This window comes from Streptomyces sp. NPDC059874 (assembly GCF_042731135.1).
Classification (GTDB): Bacteria; Actinomycetota; Actinomycetes; order Streptomycetales; family Streptomycetaceae; genus Streptomyces.
This window is the reverse complement of sequence record NZ_JBHWJY010000001.1, coordinates 281,409-299,018: the sequence shown is the minus strand read 5'-3', so window position 1 is coordinate 299,018 and position 17,610 is coordinate 281,409. Positions and strand designations below refer to the sequence as shown.

General features: G+C 72.2%; 17 protein-coding genes and 1 pseudogene. 13 read left to right on the top strand and 5 right to left on the bottom strand.

Annotated elements, in window-relative coordinates; translation table 11 throughout:
• Positions 1 to 1,063: 1,063 nt before the first annotated feature.
• The 6 genes from ACFV9H_RS01165 (at position 1,064) to ACFV9H_RS01140 (ending at position 4,550) form a co-directional block, all read left to right on the top strand.
• On the top strand, positions 1,064 to 1,798 hold the full coding sequence (locus tag ACFV9H_RS01165; protein WP_385391582.1) for an O-methyltransferase: 735 nt from the start codon (positions 1,064 to 1,066) through the stop codon (positions 1,796 to 1,798).
• A gap of 40 nt (positions 1,799 to 1,838) precedes the next feature.
• Complete coding sequence (locus tag ACFV9H_RS01160; protein WP_385391581.1) at positions 1,839 to 2,237, top strand: DUF4440 domain-containing protein; 399 nt, start codon at positions 1,839 to 1,841, stop codon at positions 2,235 to 2,237.
• A 106-nt stretch (positions 2,238 to 2,343) separates the two neighbouring features.
• Positions 2,344 to 2,472, top strand: coding sequence for a hypothetical protein (locus ACFV9H_RS01155; RefSeq protein ID WP_385391579.1), 129 nt, complete (start codon positions 2,344 to 2,346; stop codon positions 2,470 to 2,472).
• Positions 2,473 to 2,522: 50 nt separating this feature from the next.
• The gene (locus ACFV9H_RS01150) at positions 2,523 to 3,323 is read left to right on the top strand and encodes a helix-turn-helix transcriptional regulator (RefSeq protein ID WP_385391577.1); all 801 of its coding nucleotides are present in this window, start codon (positions 2,523 to 2,525) and stop codon (positions 3,321 to 3,323) included.
• Complete coding sequence (locus ACFV9H_RS01145) at positions 3,320 to 4,069, top strand: SDR family oxidoreductase (protein WP_385391575.1); 750 nt, start codon at positions 3,320 to 3,322, stop codon at positions 4,067 to 4,069. The genes ACFV9H_RS01150 and ACFV9H_RS01145 overlap by 4 nt, the downstream gene beginning before the upstream one ends.
• Before the next feature lie 16 nt (positions 4,070 to 4,085).
• On the top strand, positions 4,086 to 4,550 hold the full coding sequence (locus ACFV9H_RS01140) for a type II toxin-antitoxin system PemK/MazF family toxin (protein ID WP_385391573.1): 465 nt from the start codon (positions 4,086 to 4,088) through the stop codon (positions 4,548 to 4,550).
• Between the two features lie 119 nt (positions 4,551 to 4,669).
• Here ACFV9H_RS01140 and ACFV9H_RS01135 read toward each other — a convergent pair whose 3' ends face one another.
• Entirely contained in the window at positions 4,670 to 5,527 is an 858-nt protein-coding gene (locus ACFV9H_RS01135; RefSeq protein ID WP_385391572.1) for a TIGR02452 family protein, read from the bottom strand.
• Positions 5,528 to 5,648: 121 nt separating this feature from the next.
• Between ACFV9H_RS01135 and egtA the strand changes: the two genes are divergently transcribed.
• From egtA to egtD, 4 genes are read left to right on the top strand one after another with little or no spacing between them, the layout of a single operon-like run.
• On the top strand, positions 5,649 to 6,965 hold the full coding sequence (egtA, locus tag ACFV9H_RS01130) for an ergothioneine biosynthesis glutamate--cysteine ligase EgtA (RefSeq protein ID WP_385391570.1): 1,317 nt from the start codon (positions 5,649 to 5,651) through the stop codon (positions 6,963 to 6,965).
• Positions 6,962 to 8,269, top strand: a complete 1,308-nt coding sequence (egtB, locus tag ACFV9H_RS01125; RefSeq protein WP_385391569.1) for an ergothioneine biosynthesis protein EgtB — start codon at positions 6,962 to 6,964, stop codon at positions 8,267 to 8,269. Before egtA ends, egtB begins: the two co-directional genes overlap by 4 nt.
• Positions 8,269 to 9,027: an ergothioneine biosynthesis protein EgtC gene (gene egtC, locus ACFV9H_RS01120; protein ID WP_385391568.1), complete on the top strand. Its 759-nt coding sequence runs from the start codon at positions 8,269 to 8,271 to the stop codon at positions 9,025 to 9,027. Before egtB ends, egtC begins: the two co-directional genes overlap by 1 nt.
• On the top strand, positions 9,024 to 10,028 hold the full coding sequence (egtD, locus tag ACFV9H_RS01115) for an L-histidine N(alpha)-methyltransferase (protein WP_385391566.1): 1,005 nt from the start codon (positions 9,024 to 9,026) through the stop codon (positions 10,026 to 10,028). The genes egtC and egtD overlap by 4 nt, the downstream gene beginning before the upstream one ends.
• 293 nt (positions 10,029 to 10,321) lie before the next feature.
• On the opposite strand, the pseudogene ACFV9H_RS01110 reads toward egtD, so the two are convergent.
• The 3 genes and pseudogenes from ACFV9H_RS01110 to ACFV9H_RS01100 all read right to left on the bottom strand — a co-directional run.
• Positions 10,322 to 10,849, bottom strand: a pseudogene (locus ACFV9H_RS01110) (lysophospholipid acyltransferase family protein); the annotation flags it as partial.
• Complete coding sequence (locus ACFV9H_RS01105) at positions 10,846 to 11,640, bottom strand: GNAT family N-acetyltransferase (RefSeq protein ID WP_385391562.1); 795 nt, start codon at positions 11,638 to 11,640, stop codon at positions 10,846 to 10,848. The pseudogene ACFV9H_RS01110 and the gene ACFV9H_RS01105, both read right to left, overlap by 4 nt.
• 245 nt (positions 11,641 to 11,885) lie before the next feature.
• The gene (locus tag ACFV9H_RS01100) at positions 11,886 to 13,148 is read right to left on the bottom strand and encodes an extracellular solute-binding protein (RefSeq protein ID WP_385391560.1); all 1,263 of its coding nucleotides are present in this window, start codon (positions 13,146 to 13,148) and stop codon (positions 11,886 to 11,888) included.
• A 168-nt stretch (positions 13,149 to 13,316) separates the two neighbouring features.
• Between ACFV9H_RS01100 and ACFV9H_RS01095 the strand changes: the two genes are divergently transcribed.
• Positions 13,317 to 13,532, top strand: coding sequence for a dodecin (locus ACFV9H_RS01095; protein WP_365176828.1), 216 nt, complete (start codon positions 13,317 to 13,319; stop codon positions 13,530 to 13,532).
• A gap of 108 nt (positions 13,533 to 13,640) precedes the next feature.
• Here ACFV9H_RS01095 and ACFV9H_RS01090 read toward each other — a convergent pair whose 3' ends face one another.
• Positions 13,641 to 14,132: a hypothetical protein gene (locus tag ACFV9H_RS01090; protein ID WP_385391558.1), complete on the bottom strand. Its 492-nt coding sequence runs from the start codon at positions 14,130 to 14,132 to the stop codon at positions 13,641 to 13,643.
• A 52-nt stretch (positions 14,133 to 14,184) separates the two neighbouring features.
• On the opposite strand from ACFV9H_RS01090, the gene ACFV9H_RS01085 reads away from it, so the two are divergent.
• On the top strand, positions 14,185 to 15,174 hold the full coding sequence (locus ACFV9H_RS01085) for an MsnO8 family LLM class oxidoreductase (protein WP_385391557.1): 990 nt from the start codon (positions 14,185 to 14,187) through the stop codon (positions 15,172 to 15,174).
• A 10-nt stretch (positions 15,175 to 15,184) separates the two neighbouring features.
• Positions 15,185 to 17,590 carry an ABC transporter gene (locus tag ACFV9H_RS01080; protein ID WP_385391555.1) on the top strand — a complete coding sequence of 802 codons (2,406 nt, stop codon included), beginning with the start codon at positions 15,185 to 15,187 and terminating at the stop codon, positions 17,588 to 17,590.
• Positions 17,591 to 17,610 lie beyond the last annotated feature (20 nt).

Below are 17,610 nucleotides of genomic sequence, written 5' to 3'. Positions count from 1 at the left end.
GTCGCTGCGCTCCACCCTTGACAGACCGTCCCGCCACGGAAAAACGAAGACTGCCGGGAAACCCCCAAAAGAACGGGCCGGTCCGAGGATCAAGGGCGGGCCTGTCAGGGATGTCCGGGCCGCCTGGCGAGGGGCCGATCCCGAGCCCGGGCTCTCGCACTTCGCTTCCCGAGCCGGGCAGGCGGCCCAGCTCCCCGCAACCCCGACCATAAGCGCCTCGGGGGAGGGTGGGCGCGTCAAATCGCTACGCGCTCCTCGACGACGGCGTCCGACGACCGTCCGGGGCTGGTCATAGGCCGCCACGGATCGCTACACAGCTGACGTCGTCTGGCGTCGATCAGCTGGCGTGGGATGGGCATAGGCCGCCCACGGCGGTCAGTTGGGATGCTTCGTGGGCGTCTGTGGGTCCGTTGAGTGGTTCTCGGCGGCCTGACGGACTCGTATGTCGGTGATCTCAACTTCTCACTCCGGCAAGAGGCATCACAGCGTCGCGAACAGCCACGAACAGTCTGCTGTCGCCCGCTTTGGGTGCGTTTGTAGCGATTGTGGGCGGCTTATGTCCAGCCCCGGACGGTCGTCGGACGCCGAGCGGGAGAAGCGCGTAGCGATCTGGGGCGATTGCCCGTCTGACCTCCCGCCGGCGTCATTTGGTCGCTGTTTGGGGGTGGTTGGGCCGCCCCCGACCCTGAGGGCGGTCTGGAAGGGCCCGGGCCGGGGCCTGCCGCCGGGAAACCGGCCGTCCATCGCGACCGCCCCGTCCATTTGCTTCTGACCCGGCCCGTTCTTTTGGGGGTTTCCTGGCAGTCTCTTGTCTTTCCGTGGCGGGACGGTCTGTCAAGGGCGGCCGCAGGCCGTCGCGAAGCGACGCGACCGAAGGGAGCGCCCTTGACAGGCCGGCCCGACACGGAAGGACGATGAGACTGACGGGAAACCCCCAAGGCCTCTCTGATTGGGCCCGGCTCGGACCCCGCCACCGAAGCCTCCGCCCCACCTCAACATACTGTTGAAATCTCATCGCCTGCTGTAAGTTCCCTTTAGGAACTAACGCCGCAGGAGGGACCCCATGACCGAGACCCAGGGACAGGGACAGGGACAGGGACCGGGACAGTCGCAGGCACAGCCACAGCCACAGCCACAGCCACAGCAGACCTGGACCGCCGTTGACGCGTACTTCGACGGGCTGTTGGTCGAGGAGGACGAGGCCCTCGCGGCCGCCAACGTGGATTCCGATGCCGCCGGGCTGCCGGCGCATCAGGTGGCTCCGAATCAGGGGAAGCTGCTGCACCTCCTGGCCCGGATCAGGGGGGCCCGTACGATCCTGGAGATCGGCACCCTCGGCGGCTACAGCACCATCTGGCTCGCCCGGGCGCTGCCCGAGGGTGGGCGGTTGGTCACGCTGGAAGTCGACGAGCGGTGCGCCGACATCGCCACCGCCAACGTCGCGCGCGCCGGGCTGGACCACCTGGTCGACATCCGGCGGGGCCCGGCCATCGATCTGCTCCCGCAGCTCACGGACTTGGAACCGTTCGACCTCGTCTTCATCGACGCCGACAAGCCGTCCAACCCCGACTACCTCGCATGGGCCCTCAAGCTCACGCGTCCCGGCAGCATCATCATCGGCGACAACGTCGTCCGCGACGGCGCAGTCGTCGACGCCACCAGCGACGACCCCCGGGTCCAGGGCGTGCGCCGCTTCACCGAGCTCATCGCCGAGCACCCCCGGCTGACCGCCACCGCCCTGCAGACGGTCGGCAGCAAGGGTTACGACGGCTTCGTCATGGCTCTGGTCACCGACTGACTCCTGCCGCCGTGCGCTCCCTGGGTGTTACCGTCGCGCCATGCCAAAGGCCGAGATAGACGCGCTCACCGCCGAGTTCTTCGGCGCCTTCGACAACCGTGGTGGGAAGGCCGCCGACGTGGCCCGGATCCGGCGGCTGATCCTCCCGGGTGGCGTGATCGTCAAGACCGGGCCGGAGTTCACGTCGTACACCGTCGACGAGTTCATCGAGCCCCGTGAACGGATCCTGGCGGACGGCCGGCTGACCGAGTTCTCGGAGTGGGAGACCTCCGAACGGACCGAGATCGCGGGCGACATCGCGTCGCGGTTCGGCGAGTACCGCAAGTCCGGGATCTTGGACGGGCAGCCCTTCGAGGGGGGCGGGACCAAGACCATCCAGTTCGTCCGCACCCCGGAGGGCTGGCGGATCGCGGCGTTCTCCTGGTACGACCCGGCGTAGCCTGCCCCCCGCCACCCCCGCCGACCACGTCAGTGGCGTGATCGTTCAAGACCACCCCAGCGCACCAGGCATAGCTTGTCCTGGGTCAGGCGAAACGGGGCAGATCATGGACGACTTCTCGAGTTCGACGCTCGTGGCGGCGGTGCAGCGGGCACTCGCCGATGACGGTATCGGTGCCGTCGCACCGGTGGCGGACGGGGCTCTGTTGCCTTTCGGGCCAAACGCCGCTTTCTGAAGGGCATCGCGCGGGTCCACGGGCTTCTGCCGCTGCTGCGCGTCGGTCTGGTGCTGCCGACGATCTCTTCCGACCCGGTCGTGGCGGCGCTCCTGGGCGCCGACGGCCCTCTGGATCTCCTGGTGCGATGGCGTCGCCTGGAGCGTTTCACCGGTTCGCCCCATGGTGTGGCGTTCCAGGAAGCGGGCGAGCGCGCTCTGCTCTCCGAGCACACGGGACCGCCCGGAGCGTCGCCCGAGCCCGCCGAGGACGCGCTCGTACTGGGTGTGCTGACGATTCTGCTGACGATGACCGGCGCGCGGGGGCTCACGGTCACGGTTGGCCGCGACGACCCCACGGTCGTGTTCACCGATGGCGCGTTCACGGCTCCGCCGCTCGCCGCCGACATCTCGATGTGGCGGTTCACCTGGCAGTCGTGGGCCATCCGCCCCGCCCCGGCCCCGCCGGCGCGCCCGGATGCCCCGGCCCGGGGCGCGGATCCGGTCTCCGACGTGGTGTCGCGGGCGCGTTGCCTGCTCGGCGGCGGCCTCGCCCGGCGCTGGACGCTCCCGGTCCTGGCCTGCGAGCTGGACACCTCCACGCGCAGCCTCCAGCGGGGGTTGCGAGGGGCCGGTGGCTTTCAGGGCCTGGTCGGCACGGTCCGTGCGGAGGCGGCCGCCGAGCTGTTGCTGAACAGCGAGTACGCCGTGTGTCTCGTCGGGTTCGCGTGCGGCTACGCCGACCAGCCCCATTTCACCCGCGAGTTCAAACGCCGGACGGCCGTCACACCGGCCGCGTACAGAGCGGCGTTCGCGCGCCGCGCCCCTGAGGGACGCACCGAACACAACTCGATGAAGGAAGGCCCCAGATGAACCTCACCGGCAGAACGATTCTCGTCACGGGCGGTGCGCGCGGCGTCGGCCGGGAGCTGACCCGGCAGCTGGTCGGGGAGGGCGCCCACGTGGTGGCGGTCGGACGCGACCGCGAGCAGCTCGATGCGCTGGCAGCCCACCACGGCGACCGGGTGTCCACGCACGTCCTGGATCTGGCCGACCCTGACCCGGTCGAGGCGTTCACGGACGAGCTGCCCGAGCGGTATCCGCGATTGTCCGTCGTCATCAACAACGCCGGGGTGCAGACGCTGACCGACTTCGTCCGCGAGGATCCGCGGGCACTACACCCGGTGCTGCGGCGCGAGATCGCCGTCAACCTCGATGCCGTCATCACGCTCTCGACGGGACTGCTGCCGCATCTCGGCCGGCAGCCTTCCGCCGCACTCGTCAACATCACCAGCGGCCTGGCACTCGCGCCCAAACCCTCGGCCCCGGTGTACTGCGCCGCGAAGGCCGCACTGCGGACGTTCACCCGCGCCCTGCGCTACCAGTGCCAGGATGCCGGGTCGAACGTGCACGTCGTCGACGCCGTCCTGCCCCTGGTCGACACGGACATGACGCGCGGCCAGGGCAGCGGCAAGATCAGCGCGGCGCAAGCCGCCCAAGCCGTGATCAACGGCATCCACCGCGACAAGGCCGAGATCTACATAGGCCTGACCAGGCAGTTGCGCGCGATCATGCGGGTGTCCCCGGCGCTTGGTTACCGGGTTCTGCGTCACGGCTGAGAGTAATCTCGCCCGAATGACGGCACTTTCGCATCACAGCAACGGTTACACCGACCAGCCCGGCCGTGACGGGGCCGACGCCACCGTCGAGGCCGATCCGCACGCCATCGGGCCGGTGCGCACCGAGTACGCGCCCGACAAGGACGGGGACCCGGATCCCGGTGAGATCGTGTGGACCTGGGTTCCGTACGAGGAGAACGACGGGCGGGGCAAGGACCGGCCGGTGCTGGTCGTGGCCCGTGAGGCGGGCGGGCGGACTCTGCTGGCCGTGCAGCTGTCCAGCAAGCGGCACGACGGCGACCGCGAGTGGGTCCCGATCGGGACGGGGCCCTGGGACAGCGCGGGGCGGGAGTCCTGGGTGGATGTCGACAGGGTGCTGCGGGTGTACGAAACGGGGATGCGGCGCGAGGCGTGCGCGCTGGACCGCGGGCGGTTCGAGCTGGTCGTGGACCGGCTGCGCGAGCGCTACGGCTGGCAGTAGCCGACGGGCGGGTGACCGGTGACGGGCCGAGTCCTGCCGACGGGCAGGACTCGGCCACCGGACTTCTCCGATGCCTCGGAGCCCTCGGAGCCGGCTGGCCCCTCCGGCCCCTCGAAGTCCTAAGGCGCCTCGTACCCCGCGAAATCCTCGAACTCCCGCTCGAACGCGCTCTGCGGTCCCGGGTTCCGGTCCAGCACCGCGAAGACCACCCGTTCGAAGACTCCCGCGAATCGACCCTCCAGCAGCCCCCTGAAGGCCCCCGCCACGTCCGCCGGGTCGTTCTGGAAGACCCCGCAGCCCCAGGCCCCCAGCACGAGCCGCTCGTACCCGTGCAGCGCCGCCACCTCCAGGACGAGCTCCCCGCGCCGGGCCAGTGCCAGAGGGATCTCCGCCGTCCGCTCGGGCTCCTGGCGTCGGATCGTGCCCGCGTTCGGGGCGGGGGAGGTGAGGAAGCCGGCCCGGAACGGGGTGTCCAGGAGTGCGCCGCGGTCATCGCGGAAAACGGGTACGCCGGGTGAGTGGATCACCCGGTCGGTGTAGAAGGTGCTGCGTTCCGCGCGGTGGACCTCGTAGTACTCCGGGGCCTCCAGCAGGGTCTCGTACAGGGCCGAGGCGCGGCACAGCGCCTCCTCCTGGGCCTTGGCCCCGCGGACGTAGCCGCCCCCGGGATTGCGGGCCGAGGCGAAGTTCAGGACGGCCACCCGGGCCACCCCCGCAGACGGCTCCAGGCCAGGCGCCGCGAGCCTGCGTGCCGCGACCGTGCTGCTCTCCCCCGTGACCTCGACGGCCGTCCGGAAGCGGGTGAGGAGGAGGTCTTCGCCTGGAATGACACGGTTTGGTCCATATATTCTGGTTTCGGCCTTGGCGTCCGCCAGGGCGGCGGCCAGCTTCACCTGCCGTCCCGACCGCGTCCGGTAGCCACCGGACGCCAGGATCTCCGCGTTCTCCCGCGCGATCTCGCGCAATCTGCTGCTCACGCCGCCATCCTCCGTATTCCGCTGAACCGGCGGCAACGCAATTTCCCCGCAAGCATGGGTGCCCATGGGACGGGTAGGCACGGGTGATGCCACGGCCGACGACAGGAGACGAGGACCGGTCATGCCAAGAGGCTCACCCGTTACCCCAGCGCACTCCCCGATCACCGAGACCGATGCCGAGGAGCTGATCCACGGCATCTGTTTCAAGACCGGCCCGCCCCGCTACCTCGGCGCCGAGCTCGAATGGCTCGTCCTGGACGCCGAGCGGCCGGGGCAGCCGCTGCCCCCCGAGCGGCTGCGAGCGGCCCACGCCGCCGCCCGCGCCCTCCCCCTGAGCTCCCGGGTCACGGTCGAACCCGGCGGCCAGCTGGAGCTCAGCTCGGCCCCGGCCGATTCCCTGACCGGGTGCGTGGACGGCCTCCAGTCCGACCTGACCGCCGTTCGGGCCGCCCTGCTCGACCGCGGGCTGCTGCTGCGGGGCCTCGGCCACGACCCCCGCCGCCCGTACCGCCGGCTGCTGTCGAGCCCGCGCTACGACGCCATGGAGGCCTATTTCGACCGCACCGGCCCGGCCGGCCGCGCCATGATGTGCGCCTCCGCCTCCGTGCAGGTCTGCGTGGACGCGGGCCACGAGGAGCCGGGTGTCTTCGGGCACGGTCGGCGCTGGCGGCTGGCGCACCTGGTGGGCGCGGTCCTGGTGGCCGCCTTCGCCAACTCCCCCGCGCAGGAGGGTCCGTACGCCGGCTGGCGCTGTTCCCGCCAGGGCGTCTGGAGCGACCTCGACAGCCGTCGGGCGCTGGCCCCGCCGTTGGAGGCGGAGCCGCGGGCCGGGTGGGTCCGGCAGGCGCTGGACACCGAGGTGATGTGCGTACGGTCCTACGAGGGCGAGCCGTGGACGGCGCCGCACGGGATGACCTTCCGCGACTGGCTGCGCGCGGACGGCCACCCGGGGCTGCGCGCGCCCACCGCCGAGGACCTCGACTACCACCTGACCACGCTGTTCCCGCCGGTCCGGCCGCGCGGACACCTGGAGCTGCGGATGATCGACGCGCAGCCCGGGGACGACGGCTGGCTGGTCCCGGTGGCCGTCGTACACGCGCTGTTCGACGATCCGGAGGCCGCCGAGGCCTCCTACCGGGTGGCCAAGGGGCTGGCCGACGCGTACGGGCACGGACCCGCGCCCCGCAATCCGCTCTGGCGGTCCGCCGCCCGCGACGGTCTGGCCGATCCGGAGCTGCGGACGGCCGCCACGGCCTGCTTCCGGGCGGCCGCGGAGGCGCTGCCCCGGCTCGGGGCGAGCACGCACGTCCAGGACACCGTCCGCGCGTTCGCCGAACGGTACGTCCTGCGGGGCCGATGTCCGGCCGACGACCGACCCCCGCCTCAGCCCCCGTCCCCGCCCCAGCAGCAGCTCACCGGGAAGGAGGCCCAACAGTGACGACGGGATCCACGGAATCCCTGCGCGAGCAGGCCGCTGCCGCCCTGACCGCCGCGCGACTGCGCACGGCCGCGCTCACCGACGCGGTGAGTGACGCGGAGCTGGCCGCCCAGCACTCCCCGCTCATGTCCCCGCTCGTCTGGGACCTCGCGCACATCGGGAACATGGAGGAGCTCTGGCTGCTGCGCAACGTGGCCGGACGCGAGGCCATGCGCCCCGAGATCGACCCGCTGTACGACGCGTTCGAGCATCCGCGCTCCGAGCGGCCCAAGCTGCCGCTGCTCGGCCCCGCGGAGGCCCGCAAGTACGCCTCCGAGGTGCGCGGCCGCGTCTTCGACCTGCTGGAGCGCACTCCGCTGGAGGGGACGGCGCTGCTGGATTCCGGCTACGTCTTCGGAATGATCGCCCAGCACGAACAGCAGCACGACGAGACCATGTTGATCACCCATCAGCTCCGTCGGGGCGCACCCGTCCTGGCCGCTCCCGATCCCTCTCCCCCGCGCGGCCCGGCGCCCGCGGCCTCCGAAGTACTGGTGCCCGGCGGCCCGTTCACGATGGGCACCTCGGTGGAGCCCTGGTCGCTGGACAACGAACGTCCCGCGCACGAGCGGGACCTGGCGCCGTTCTGGATCGACACGGTGCCGGTGACCTGCGCCGACTTCCAGGAGTTCATCGCGGACGACGGCTACCGCGAGCGCCAATGGTGGGCCCCGGAGGGATGGGAGCACATCCGGGCCCACTCCATCGAGGCCCCGCTGTTCTGGCGCAAGGAGGGCGGCCAGTGGCTGCGTCGCCGCTTCGGGATGACCGAGCGGGTGCCGGACGAGGAACCGGTGCTGCACGTCAGTTGGTACGAGGCGGACGCGTACGCCCGCTGGGCGGACCGGCGGCTGCCCACGGAAGCGGAGTGGGAGAAGGCCGCCCGCTTCGACCCGGCCACCGGCCGCTCGACCCGCTACCCGTGGGGCGACGCGGACCCGACGCCCGAGCACGCCAATCTGGGGCAGCGCCACCTGCGCCCGGCCCGTGCGGGCAGCTACCCGGCCGGGGCCTCCGCGCTGGGGGTGCGCCAGCTGATGGGCGACGTGTGGGAGTGGACGGCCTCGGACTTCCTGCCGTACCCCGGTTTCCGCGCGTTCCCGTACCGGGAGTACTCGGAGGTGTTCTTCGGACCGGAGCACAAGGTGCTGCGGGGCGGTTCCTTCGCGGTGGACCCGGTGGCCTGCCGGGGGACCTTCCGCAACTGGGACCTGCCGGTGCGCCGGCAGATCTTCTCCGGGTTCCGGACCGCGAGGGATGCCTGATGTGCCGTCACCTCGCCTATCTGGGGCCGGAAGTGGCGCTCGGGAGGCTGCTGAGCGAGCCGGAACACTCTCTGGTCCGCCAGTCCTGGGAACCACGCCGGCAGCGGTACGGCACGGTCAACGCCGACGGCTTCGGCGTCGGCTGGTACGCGGAGGGCGACCCGGTGCCGGCCCGCTACCGCCGCGACGGGCCGATCTGGGGCGACCTGGGCTTCGCCGACATCGCCCGGGTGGTGCGCAGCGGGGCCGCGCTGGCCGCCGTACGGGACGCCACGGTGGCCGGGGCCGACGGGGAGGCCGCGGCGTTGCCGTTCGCGGACGGACCCTGGCTGTTCAGCCACAACGGCGTGGTGCGGGACTGGCCCGACTCGGCCGCCGCGCTCGCGGCGGGGCTGCCGCCGCGGGAGCTGCTCCGGCTGGCCGCGCGCACGGATTCCGCGCTGGTCTGGGCGTTGGTCCTGCAGCGGCTGCGCGCCGGGGACGAGCTCGGTGCGGCGCTCGCCGAGCCGGTCCGGGAGCTGGCCTCGGCCGCGCCCGGCTCCCGACTGAACCTGCTGCTCACGGACGGCGTCACGATCGCCGCGACGGCCTGGGGCGATTCGCTCTGGTACCTGGCCGACACGCAGGTGGGGCGCACCGTGGTGGCCTCCGAGCCGTACGACGACGACACCCGGTGGTGCGAAGCACCCGACCGGACCTTGCTGACCGCCACCCGTACGCGGGTCGAGTTGACCCCGCTCAAGGAGAACTCCGCGTGAACGACTTCCAGTTGACCAGAACGCTCGACGAGCACGCCGCGGAGGCGGCGTTGCGCACGGATGTGCTGCACGGACTGACGGGCACGCCCAAGGTGCTGCCCCCCAAGTGGTTCTACGACGCGCGGGGCAGCGAACTCTTCGAGGAGATCACCCGATTGCCGGAGTACTACCCGACGCGCGCGGAGCGGGAGATCCTGCTGGAGCGGGCGCGGGAGATCGCCACGGAGAGCGGCGCCCGCACGCTGGTGGAGCTGGGCTCCGGGTCATCGGAGAAGACCCGGCACCTGATCGAGGCGATGCCCGCGCTGGACACGTACGTGCCGGTGGACGTGAGCGAGAGCGCCCTGCGAGGGGCGGCGCAGACGCTGCTCGCGGCGCATCCGGGGCTGCGGGTGCACGCGCTGCTCGCCGATTTCACGCGTGCGCTGCGGCTGCCCGACTCCCCCGGTCCCCGGCTGGTGGTGTTCCTCGGCGGCACGGTCGGGAATCTGCTGCCGCCGGAGCGGGCGGTGTTCCTGGCGTCCGTACGGGCGATGTTGTCGCCCGGGGACGCACTGCTGATGGGTACGGACCTGGTGAAGGACGAGGCCGTACTGGTGGCGGCGTACGACGACGCGCAGGGCGTGACGGCCGAGTTCAACAAGAACGTGCTCGCCGTCATCGACCGGGAGCTGGGCGCGGACTTCCACACCGCCGACTTCGAGCACGTGGCGGTGTGGAACAGAGAGCAGGAGTGGATCGAGATGCGGCTGCGGGCCCGGTCGGAGGTGCTGGTGAAGATCCGGGCGCTGGATCTGGTGGTGCCGTTCGCGGCGGGTGAGGAGATCCTCACCGAGGTGTCCGCGAAGTTCCGTCAGGAGGGCGTTCGGAAGGAACTGGCGGCTGCGGGGCTGGAGTTGACCCAGTGGTGGACGGACGCGGCGGGGCGTTTCGCACTGTCCCTGTCGGTGGTCGACGGCTCCGTCGCCGACAGCTCCCTCGTCGACGGCGCGGCCGCCTGAGTGGGAATGCCGGCGAGCGCGGTCGGGCCTGAAGCGGCCATGACCGCCCGCTGAGCGGCGGCCGCGAGGTCCCGCCGGTCCGTGTACCGGCCCGGCGGGATCCGCGGCAGCAGCCTGACCTCGGCCCGTATCCCGCGGGCGCGGGCGATCCGCCACAGCGAGGCGGTCAGCGGATCGTCCCCGACGAAGGCGGGCGCTCCGGCGAGCGATCCGTCGCCGCGCAGGTACGCCAGGCGCACGGGTTGTACGGGTACCCGGGCGTCCAGGGCCGACTGGAAGGCGGCCCTGCGGAAGGGGCCCTGGGCGCGCCCGCACCACGTGGAGCCCTCGGGGAAGACGGTGACCCGGTCGCCCGCCAGCAGGGCTCGGGTGACGGCCTTGACGGTGTCGGGCAGGGCCCGGATCCGGTCGCGTTCGATGAACAGGGTCCCGGAGCGCCCGGCGAGGGGGCCGAGGACCGGCCAGGAACGGATGTCGCTCTTGGCCAGCATCCGGCACGGCACGGCCGCGGCGACGAGCGGGATGTCCAGCCAGGAGATGTGGTTGGGGACGAGGAGCCGGCCGCCGTCCGGGCCGGGGCTCCCGTGCACGGTGATCCGTATGCCGAAGGCCCGTACCAGCGCGGTCGCCCAAGCCCGTACGACCGCGTGCCGAGGGCCGGCCGGCAGCAGCCGGACCGGCGGGGCGCCCAGGATCCCGGCGACGATCAGGGCGACCGCCGCCGTGAGCCTGAGCACCGCGTGCGGGACGCTCGCGGTGTCACCCCTGTGGCCGGCGCAGGCTTCGGGGGTGCAGGGCGAGGTGGGCAGCCAGACGCTCATGCGCCCGGGACGAGCGAGAGGAAGTGCTTGAGGTAGCGCGGGTTGGTCCGGCGCAGGGAGAGCAGCACGTACAGGTCCGTGCAGCCGAACTCGACGTCCAGCGCGGGTTCGCCGCAGACCCAGGCGCCGAGGCGCAGGTAGCCGCGGAGCAGCGGGGGCAGTTCCGTGCGGGCGGGGAACTCGATGCCCTCGGGGTTCCACGGGGTGTGGGGGGTGACCCGGTACTCCTGCGGGGCCAGGGCGCGGGCCAGGGCGGCTTCGCGGGTGGCGGCGGCCAGCACTCCGCCGTCGGCGAGCGGTATCGAGCAGCAGCCGGCGAGCCAGTTGTGGCCGGAGCGGTCCATGTAGCGGGCGAGGCCGGCCCAGATGAGGGCGATGACGGCGCCGTTGCGGTGGTCGGGGTGGACGCAGGAGCGGCCGACCTCGACCAGGTCGGGGCGGATGGGGGCGAGGGCGGAGAGGTCGAACTCTCCCTCGGAGTAGAGGCGACCGGCGACGGCGGCGCGCTCCGGGGGCAGCATCCGGTACGTGCCGACGACCTGCTCGGTCTCCTCCTCGACGACGAGGAGGTGGTCGCAGTACGCGTCGAAGGCGTCGATGTCGAGGCCCGGCTCGGGGCTGTGCAGGCGGGCTCCGAGCTCGCCGGCGAAGACCTGGTGGCGCAGCCGCTGGGCGGCGCGCACCTCGTCCTCGTTGCGGGCGAGACGTACGGCGTAGCGGGGGCCGGGGGCGGCGGGGACGCCCGTGGCGATGGAGGGGAGGGGGGACGGGGACAGGGGTGCGATCGTCATGGCGGCTCCTGATCCGGGCGCGGAGGGCCAGGCCGGCAGGTGTGTGGCCTGGCTCCTTTACTTCTTCCGTGACCGGCTGGATTCGACATGACGGCGCAGCGGCAGTTGGATGTGCTCCCGCTGAACTCGGCGGGAGGCGTCCCGACCGGCGGCCCGATCGCCCCCCTGGTCCGCACTCGCGCGGCGATCACTCGGCGATCGCTCAACGCCGCTCAGTGGCCGCTCAGTGGCCGCCCGGTGGCCGCTCAGCGGTCGGAGCTGAGCACCTTGCTGATCTCCTCGGAGGCCGCGCGGGCCGCCTGCTTGGGGTCCCGGCCGGTGAGCACGGCCGTCATGTAGGGCTTGATCGGGTTCTTGGCCTCGACCTCGGCCCAGCGGGCCGACTTGGGCGTGGCCCGGCCCTGGGCGGCGCCGGGGGCCATCGTGGCGGCGCCCTCGTTCCCCTCGACGACGTGGGCGAGGGTGGTCTTGTTCGGTACGTAGCTCATCGTCCGCGCGAGCTCGGTCTGCCACTTCTCGCTGACCAGGGCCGTGATCACGTCCACGGCGCCCCTGCGGTTCTTCGTGCGCTCCGGGATGATCAGGTCGGAGCCGCCGGTGAACACGGCGCCGACCTTGTCGGAGGTCTTGCCGGGGATCGGGAAGAAGCCGAGCTTGCCCTTGAGCGCGGGGTTGGCGGCCTCGATCGCGGCGGCCTGGCTGGGCGGGGCGATGATCTGGGCGACCTGGCCGCGGGCGAAGACCTCCGACTGCGGGGGCGTCTCCTCGTCGGCGTCCTTGGGGCCGTCGCCCAAGGCTTGGAGTTGCTTGTAGAACTCCATCCCGGCCAGGGCCTTCTCGTCGTCGAGGGTGCCGACCCACTGTCCGCTGGTCTCGACGGCGAGTTCGCCGCCCTCGTCCCAGACGAATCCGGCGAGGACGTACCAGTTCTGCCCGGCGAGGTAGATGCCCTGCTGGTCACCCTTGTTCAGCTTCTGGGTGGCCTGGATCCACTCCTGCCGGTTCTTGGGCGTGGACTTGACGCCCGCGCTCGCGAAGAGGTCCTTGTTGTAGATCACCACACGATTGGCGGCGTACCAGGGGATGCCGTACTGGGCGCCGTTGATGCTGCCCGGATCGGAGAGGCCCTCGAGCCAGTCCTTGCCGCCCCAGGTGCGCAGGCCTTCGAGGGTGAGTTCCTCGATGCCGCCGTTCTCGATGTATTGGGCCACCTGGGTGTTGCCGACCTCGATGACGTCGGCGCTCTCCGCGCTCTTGCCGGCGAGGACGGCGTTGACCTTGTCGCCGATGCCCGTCCACTCCTGGATCTTCACCTCCAGGTCGATGTCGGGGTGTTCCGTCTCGAACGACCGGGTGAACGTGCCGATGAACTCTTCGGAGGCGCTGCCCTTCATCAGCCAGAGCGTCACCTTCCGAGGCCCTCCCGCCGAGCCTGCCGACTGGCTGCAGCCCGCGAGGGCGGTCGCGGCCACGAGGGCGGTGCACAGGGCGAGGAAACGTCTCTTCACGAAGGTCACCCTCTGGGGCTCGGCGTCTTGGGATGGCAAGAAATTGGCATAGACCAATGAGCCGGTCAAGGGGCTTTCCGGGGTGATTGTTCGCGCAAAGTTCGCGGAGCCGGACTTACTGGGGCACCGTAGAAACAGGCAAAAGCCACCACCTGTCGGGAGACACCCATGTCCAACCACACGTACCGGGTGACCGAGATCGTCGGCACCTCCCACGAGGGCATCGATCAGGCCATCCGCAACGGCGTGGCCCGCGCGGGCCAGACCCTCAGAAATCTGGACTGGTTCGAGGTCGTCCAGGTACGCGGACACATCGAGAACGGGGAGATCGCCCACTACCAGGTGGGGCTCAAGGTCGGGTTCCGCCTCGACGGCGAGGACTGACCGGCGCGAGGCGGCCGGCGGGAGGCGGGCCTGCGGAAAGACGGGCCTGCGAAGGCCGGGCCCGCGCGGAAGCGGGCCCGGCGGCCGGGATCGGCCGGCGCGGCGGGCTCAGGTCCGCCCCTCGACCTCCTGGGCGGACGTGAGTTCGGGCGCGTCCGCCGCCCAGTCCGCGAGGACCACCCGGAAGCCCGCCGCCCGGGCGGCCTGGCACACCAGCTCGTCGTCGTCCACGAGCATCCGCACCTCGCGGCCGCGGGCGAGCCTCCCCAGCACCTCCAGCTTGGTCGTCCGGGCCGGCCTCCGGTCCTGGTTGCCCCGCATCCACAGCCGCCCCTCGGGCAGCCCGTGCCGGGCGAGCCAGTCGACCGTGTCCGCCCGGCACCGCTCGGGGCGCCCCGTCAGGTACACCACCTCGCAGTCGGCCGCGCTCTCCACGGCCAGCGCCACTCCGCGGGCGAGCGGCGGGTCGGCCGGGGCCGCGGCGAAGAAGCCGGTCCAGTCCCGGGGGCGGCGCTCCAGGAAGTGCTGGCGGTGGCCGGTGTCCGCCAGGGTGTTGTCGATGTCGAAGACGGCAAGCTGCCGGGGCGCGTTCGCACTCATCCCGCCAGCCTAGGTCGGGGAATCCTCACGGTCCCCGTGCGTTGAGACTTCTGTGATCCGAAAAGTCTCGATACTCGACCGGTCCCGCACCCGCGAGGGCCACCCGGCCCCCGGCGCCCTGCGCGACACCGTGGAGCTGGCCCGCGCGGCCGAGGAACTCGGCTACCACCGCTTCTGGGTCTCCGAGCACCACAGCGTCCCCGGGGTCGCGGGGTCCGCGCCGACCGTACTGGCCGCCGCCGTCGCCGCTGCGACCGGGCGGATCCGGGTCGGCACGGGCGGGGTGATGCTGCCCAACCACCAGCCGCTGGTCGTCGCGGAGCAGTTCGGGGTGCTGGAATCGCTGTTCCCCGGCCGGATCGACATGGGCCTCGGCCGCTCCGTCGGCTTCACCAACGGCATCCGACGGGCGCTGGGCCGCGACACCGGCGACGCCGACCGCTTCGAGGAGCAGCTGGCCGAGCTGCTGGGCTGGCTCGACGGCACCCAGCAGGCGCACCCCGAGGTGCACGCCCGGCCCGCCGAGGGCCTGCGCATACCGGCCTATGTGCTGGCCACCGGCGAGGGGGCCGGGATCGCCGCCCGGGCCGGGCTTCCGTTGGTGGTGGGCGACCTGCGGGCCCGCGGCCGCGTCGCGGAGGTCATCGAGACGTACCGCGAGGAGTTCCGCCCCTCCGCCCGGGGCGCGGAACCCTACGTGGTGATCTCCGGGACGGTGGCGGTCGCGGCCGGCGCCGAGGAGGCCCGACGCCTCCTGCTCCCGGAGGCCTGGGCCCTGGCGCACTCGCGCACCCACGGCAGCTTCCCGCCACTGCGGCCGGCCGAGGAGGTGGAGGCCATGGAGATGAGCCCGAAGGAGCGGGAGCTGTACGAGGGCGCCCTGACCGGGCACATCCACGGCACCGAGGAGCAGGTCGCGGCGGAACTGTCCGAGGTCGCGGAGCTGACCGGCGCGGACGAACTGCTGGTCACCACCTCCACGTACGACCGGACGGCACTGCTGGACTCCTTCGAGCGACTGGCCCGGATCACGGGGCTCTAAACTGGGACGAATGCACCAGTCGAGCCAATCCTCCGGCCCCCCTTCCCACCACGACCCGTTCGTGCGGGTCCGCGGCGCCCGGGAGCACAACCTGCGCGGGGTCGACGTGGACATTCCGCGCGACGCGCTGACCGTGTTCACGGGGGTCTCCGGGTCCGGCAAGAGCTCGCTCGCCTTCGGCACGCTCTACGCCGAGGCCCAGCGCCGGTACTTCGAGTCGGTGGCGCCGTACGCCCGCCGACTCATCCACCAGATCGGCGCTCCGAAGGTGGACTCCGTCACCGGGCTGCCGCCGGCCGTCTCGCTGGAGCAGCGCCGCTCCTCCCCCGGCGCGCGCTCCTCCGTCGGCACGGTGACGCTGCTCTCGAACTCCCTGCGCATGCTGTACTCCCGGGCCGGAACGTATCCGCCGGGAGCGGAGCGGCTGGACTCCGACGCCTTCTCCCCCAACACCGCCGCCGGGGCCTGCCCTTCGTGCCACGGCATCGGCCGGATCCACCGCACCAGCGAGGAACTCCTCGTGCCCGACCCGAGCCTGTCGATCCGTCAGGGAGCCATCGCCGCCTGGCCGGGCGCCTGGCAGGGCAAGAACCTGCGGGACATCCTGGAGGTACTCGGCCACGACGTGGACCGGCCGTGGCGGGAGCTGCCGGCGAAGGACCGCGAGTGGATCCTGTTCACCGAGGAACAGCCGGTGGTGACGGTGCACCCGGTGCGGGACGCCGAGCGGATCCAACGGCCCTACCAGGGCACATACATGAGCGCGCACCGCTATGTCATGCGGACCTTCGCGGACAGCAAGAGCGCCACCCTGCGGGCCCGCGCCGAGAAGTTCCTCGCCGATTCGCCGTGCCCGGTGTGCGAGGGGCGGCGGTTGCGGCCGGAGGCGCTGGCCGTGACGTTCAGGGGGTACGGGATCGCGGATCTGGCGGCGATGCCGCTGACCGAGCTGGACGCCGTACTCGCCTCCGCGCACGCACGGGGAGAGGCCGCGCGGGTGCTCGCCGAGGACCTGCGCTCCCGGATCGGGCCCGTCGCCGAGCTGGGGCTCGGCTACCTGAGCCTGGACCGCACCGCGCCCACCCTGTCCGCGGGCGAACTGCAGCGGCTGCGGCTGGCCACGCAGCTGCGGTCGGGGCTGTTCGGGGTGGTGTACGTACTGGACGAACCGTCGGCGGGGCTGCACCCGGCCGACACCGAGGCCCTGCTCGACGTACTGGACCGGCTCAAGGAGGCCGGGAACACGGTGTTCGTCGTGGAGCACCATCTGGACGTGGTGCGGCACGCGGACTGGTTGGTGGACGTGGGTCCGCTGGCCGGGGAGCACGGCGGGCAGGTGCTGTACAGCGGGCCGCCGGAGGCCCTGGCCGAGGTGGGCGGGTCGGCGACGGCCCGCCACCTGTTCGCCGAGCGGGGGGCCTCACCCGAGCGCCCGGTGCGGACGGCGAGCGGGGCGGTGCGGCTCAGCGGTGTCGGGCTCCACAACCTGCGCGACGTCACGGCCGAGTTCCCGCTGGGCGTGTTCACGGCGGTGACGGGAGTGTCGGGGTCGGGGAAGTCCACGCTGGTGGGTCGGGTGCTGGCGCGGGAGGTCGGGGAGCGGCTGGTGGAGCCGGGGTTTCCCGTCCGGCGGCTGGTGGAGGTGGACCAGAAGCCCATCGGCCGGACCCCGCGGTCCAATCTGGCCACGTACACGGGCCTGTTCGACGTCGTACGGCGGCTGTTCACCACGGCGCCCGAGTCGAAGGCGCGGGGCTGGAAAGCGGGCCGGTTCTCCTTCAACGTGGCGGGCGGACGGTGCGAGACCTGCCAGGGCGAAGGCTTCGTCTCGGTGGAGCTGCTGTTCCTGCCGAGTACGTACGCACCGTGCCCCGAGTGCGCCGGCGCCCGGTACAACGCCGAGACCCTCGAAGTCCGTTACGCGGGCCTGAACATCGCGGAGGTGCTCGGCCTGACGGTGGAGTCCGCGGCCGGCCTCTTCGCGGAGGTCCCGGCGGCGGCGCGCAGCCTGCGGGCGTTGGAGGACATCGGCCTGGGGTACCTGCGGTTGGGGCAGCCGGCGACGGAGCTGTCGGGCGGCGAGGCGCAGCGGATCAAGCTGGCCACGGAGCTGCAGCGGCTGCGCCGGGACCACACGCTGTACCTGCTGGACGAGCCGACGACGGGGCTGCATCCGGCCGATGTGCGCGTGCTGCTGCGGCAGTTGCACGGGCTGGTGGACGCCGGGCACTCGGTCGTGGTCGTGGAGCACGACATGGAGGTCGTGGCGGGCGCTGACTGGGTCATCGACCTGGGGCCGGGCGGCGGCACGGAGGGCGGCCGGGTGGTCGCGGCGGGCACCCCTGAGCAGGTGGCCGCGTCGGGCCTGGGCCGCACGGCGTCCTACCTCGCGCGGGCGCTCGGCGGCCCGGCCTGACGTCCCACCGGGCCCGGGAG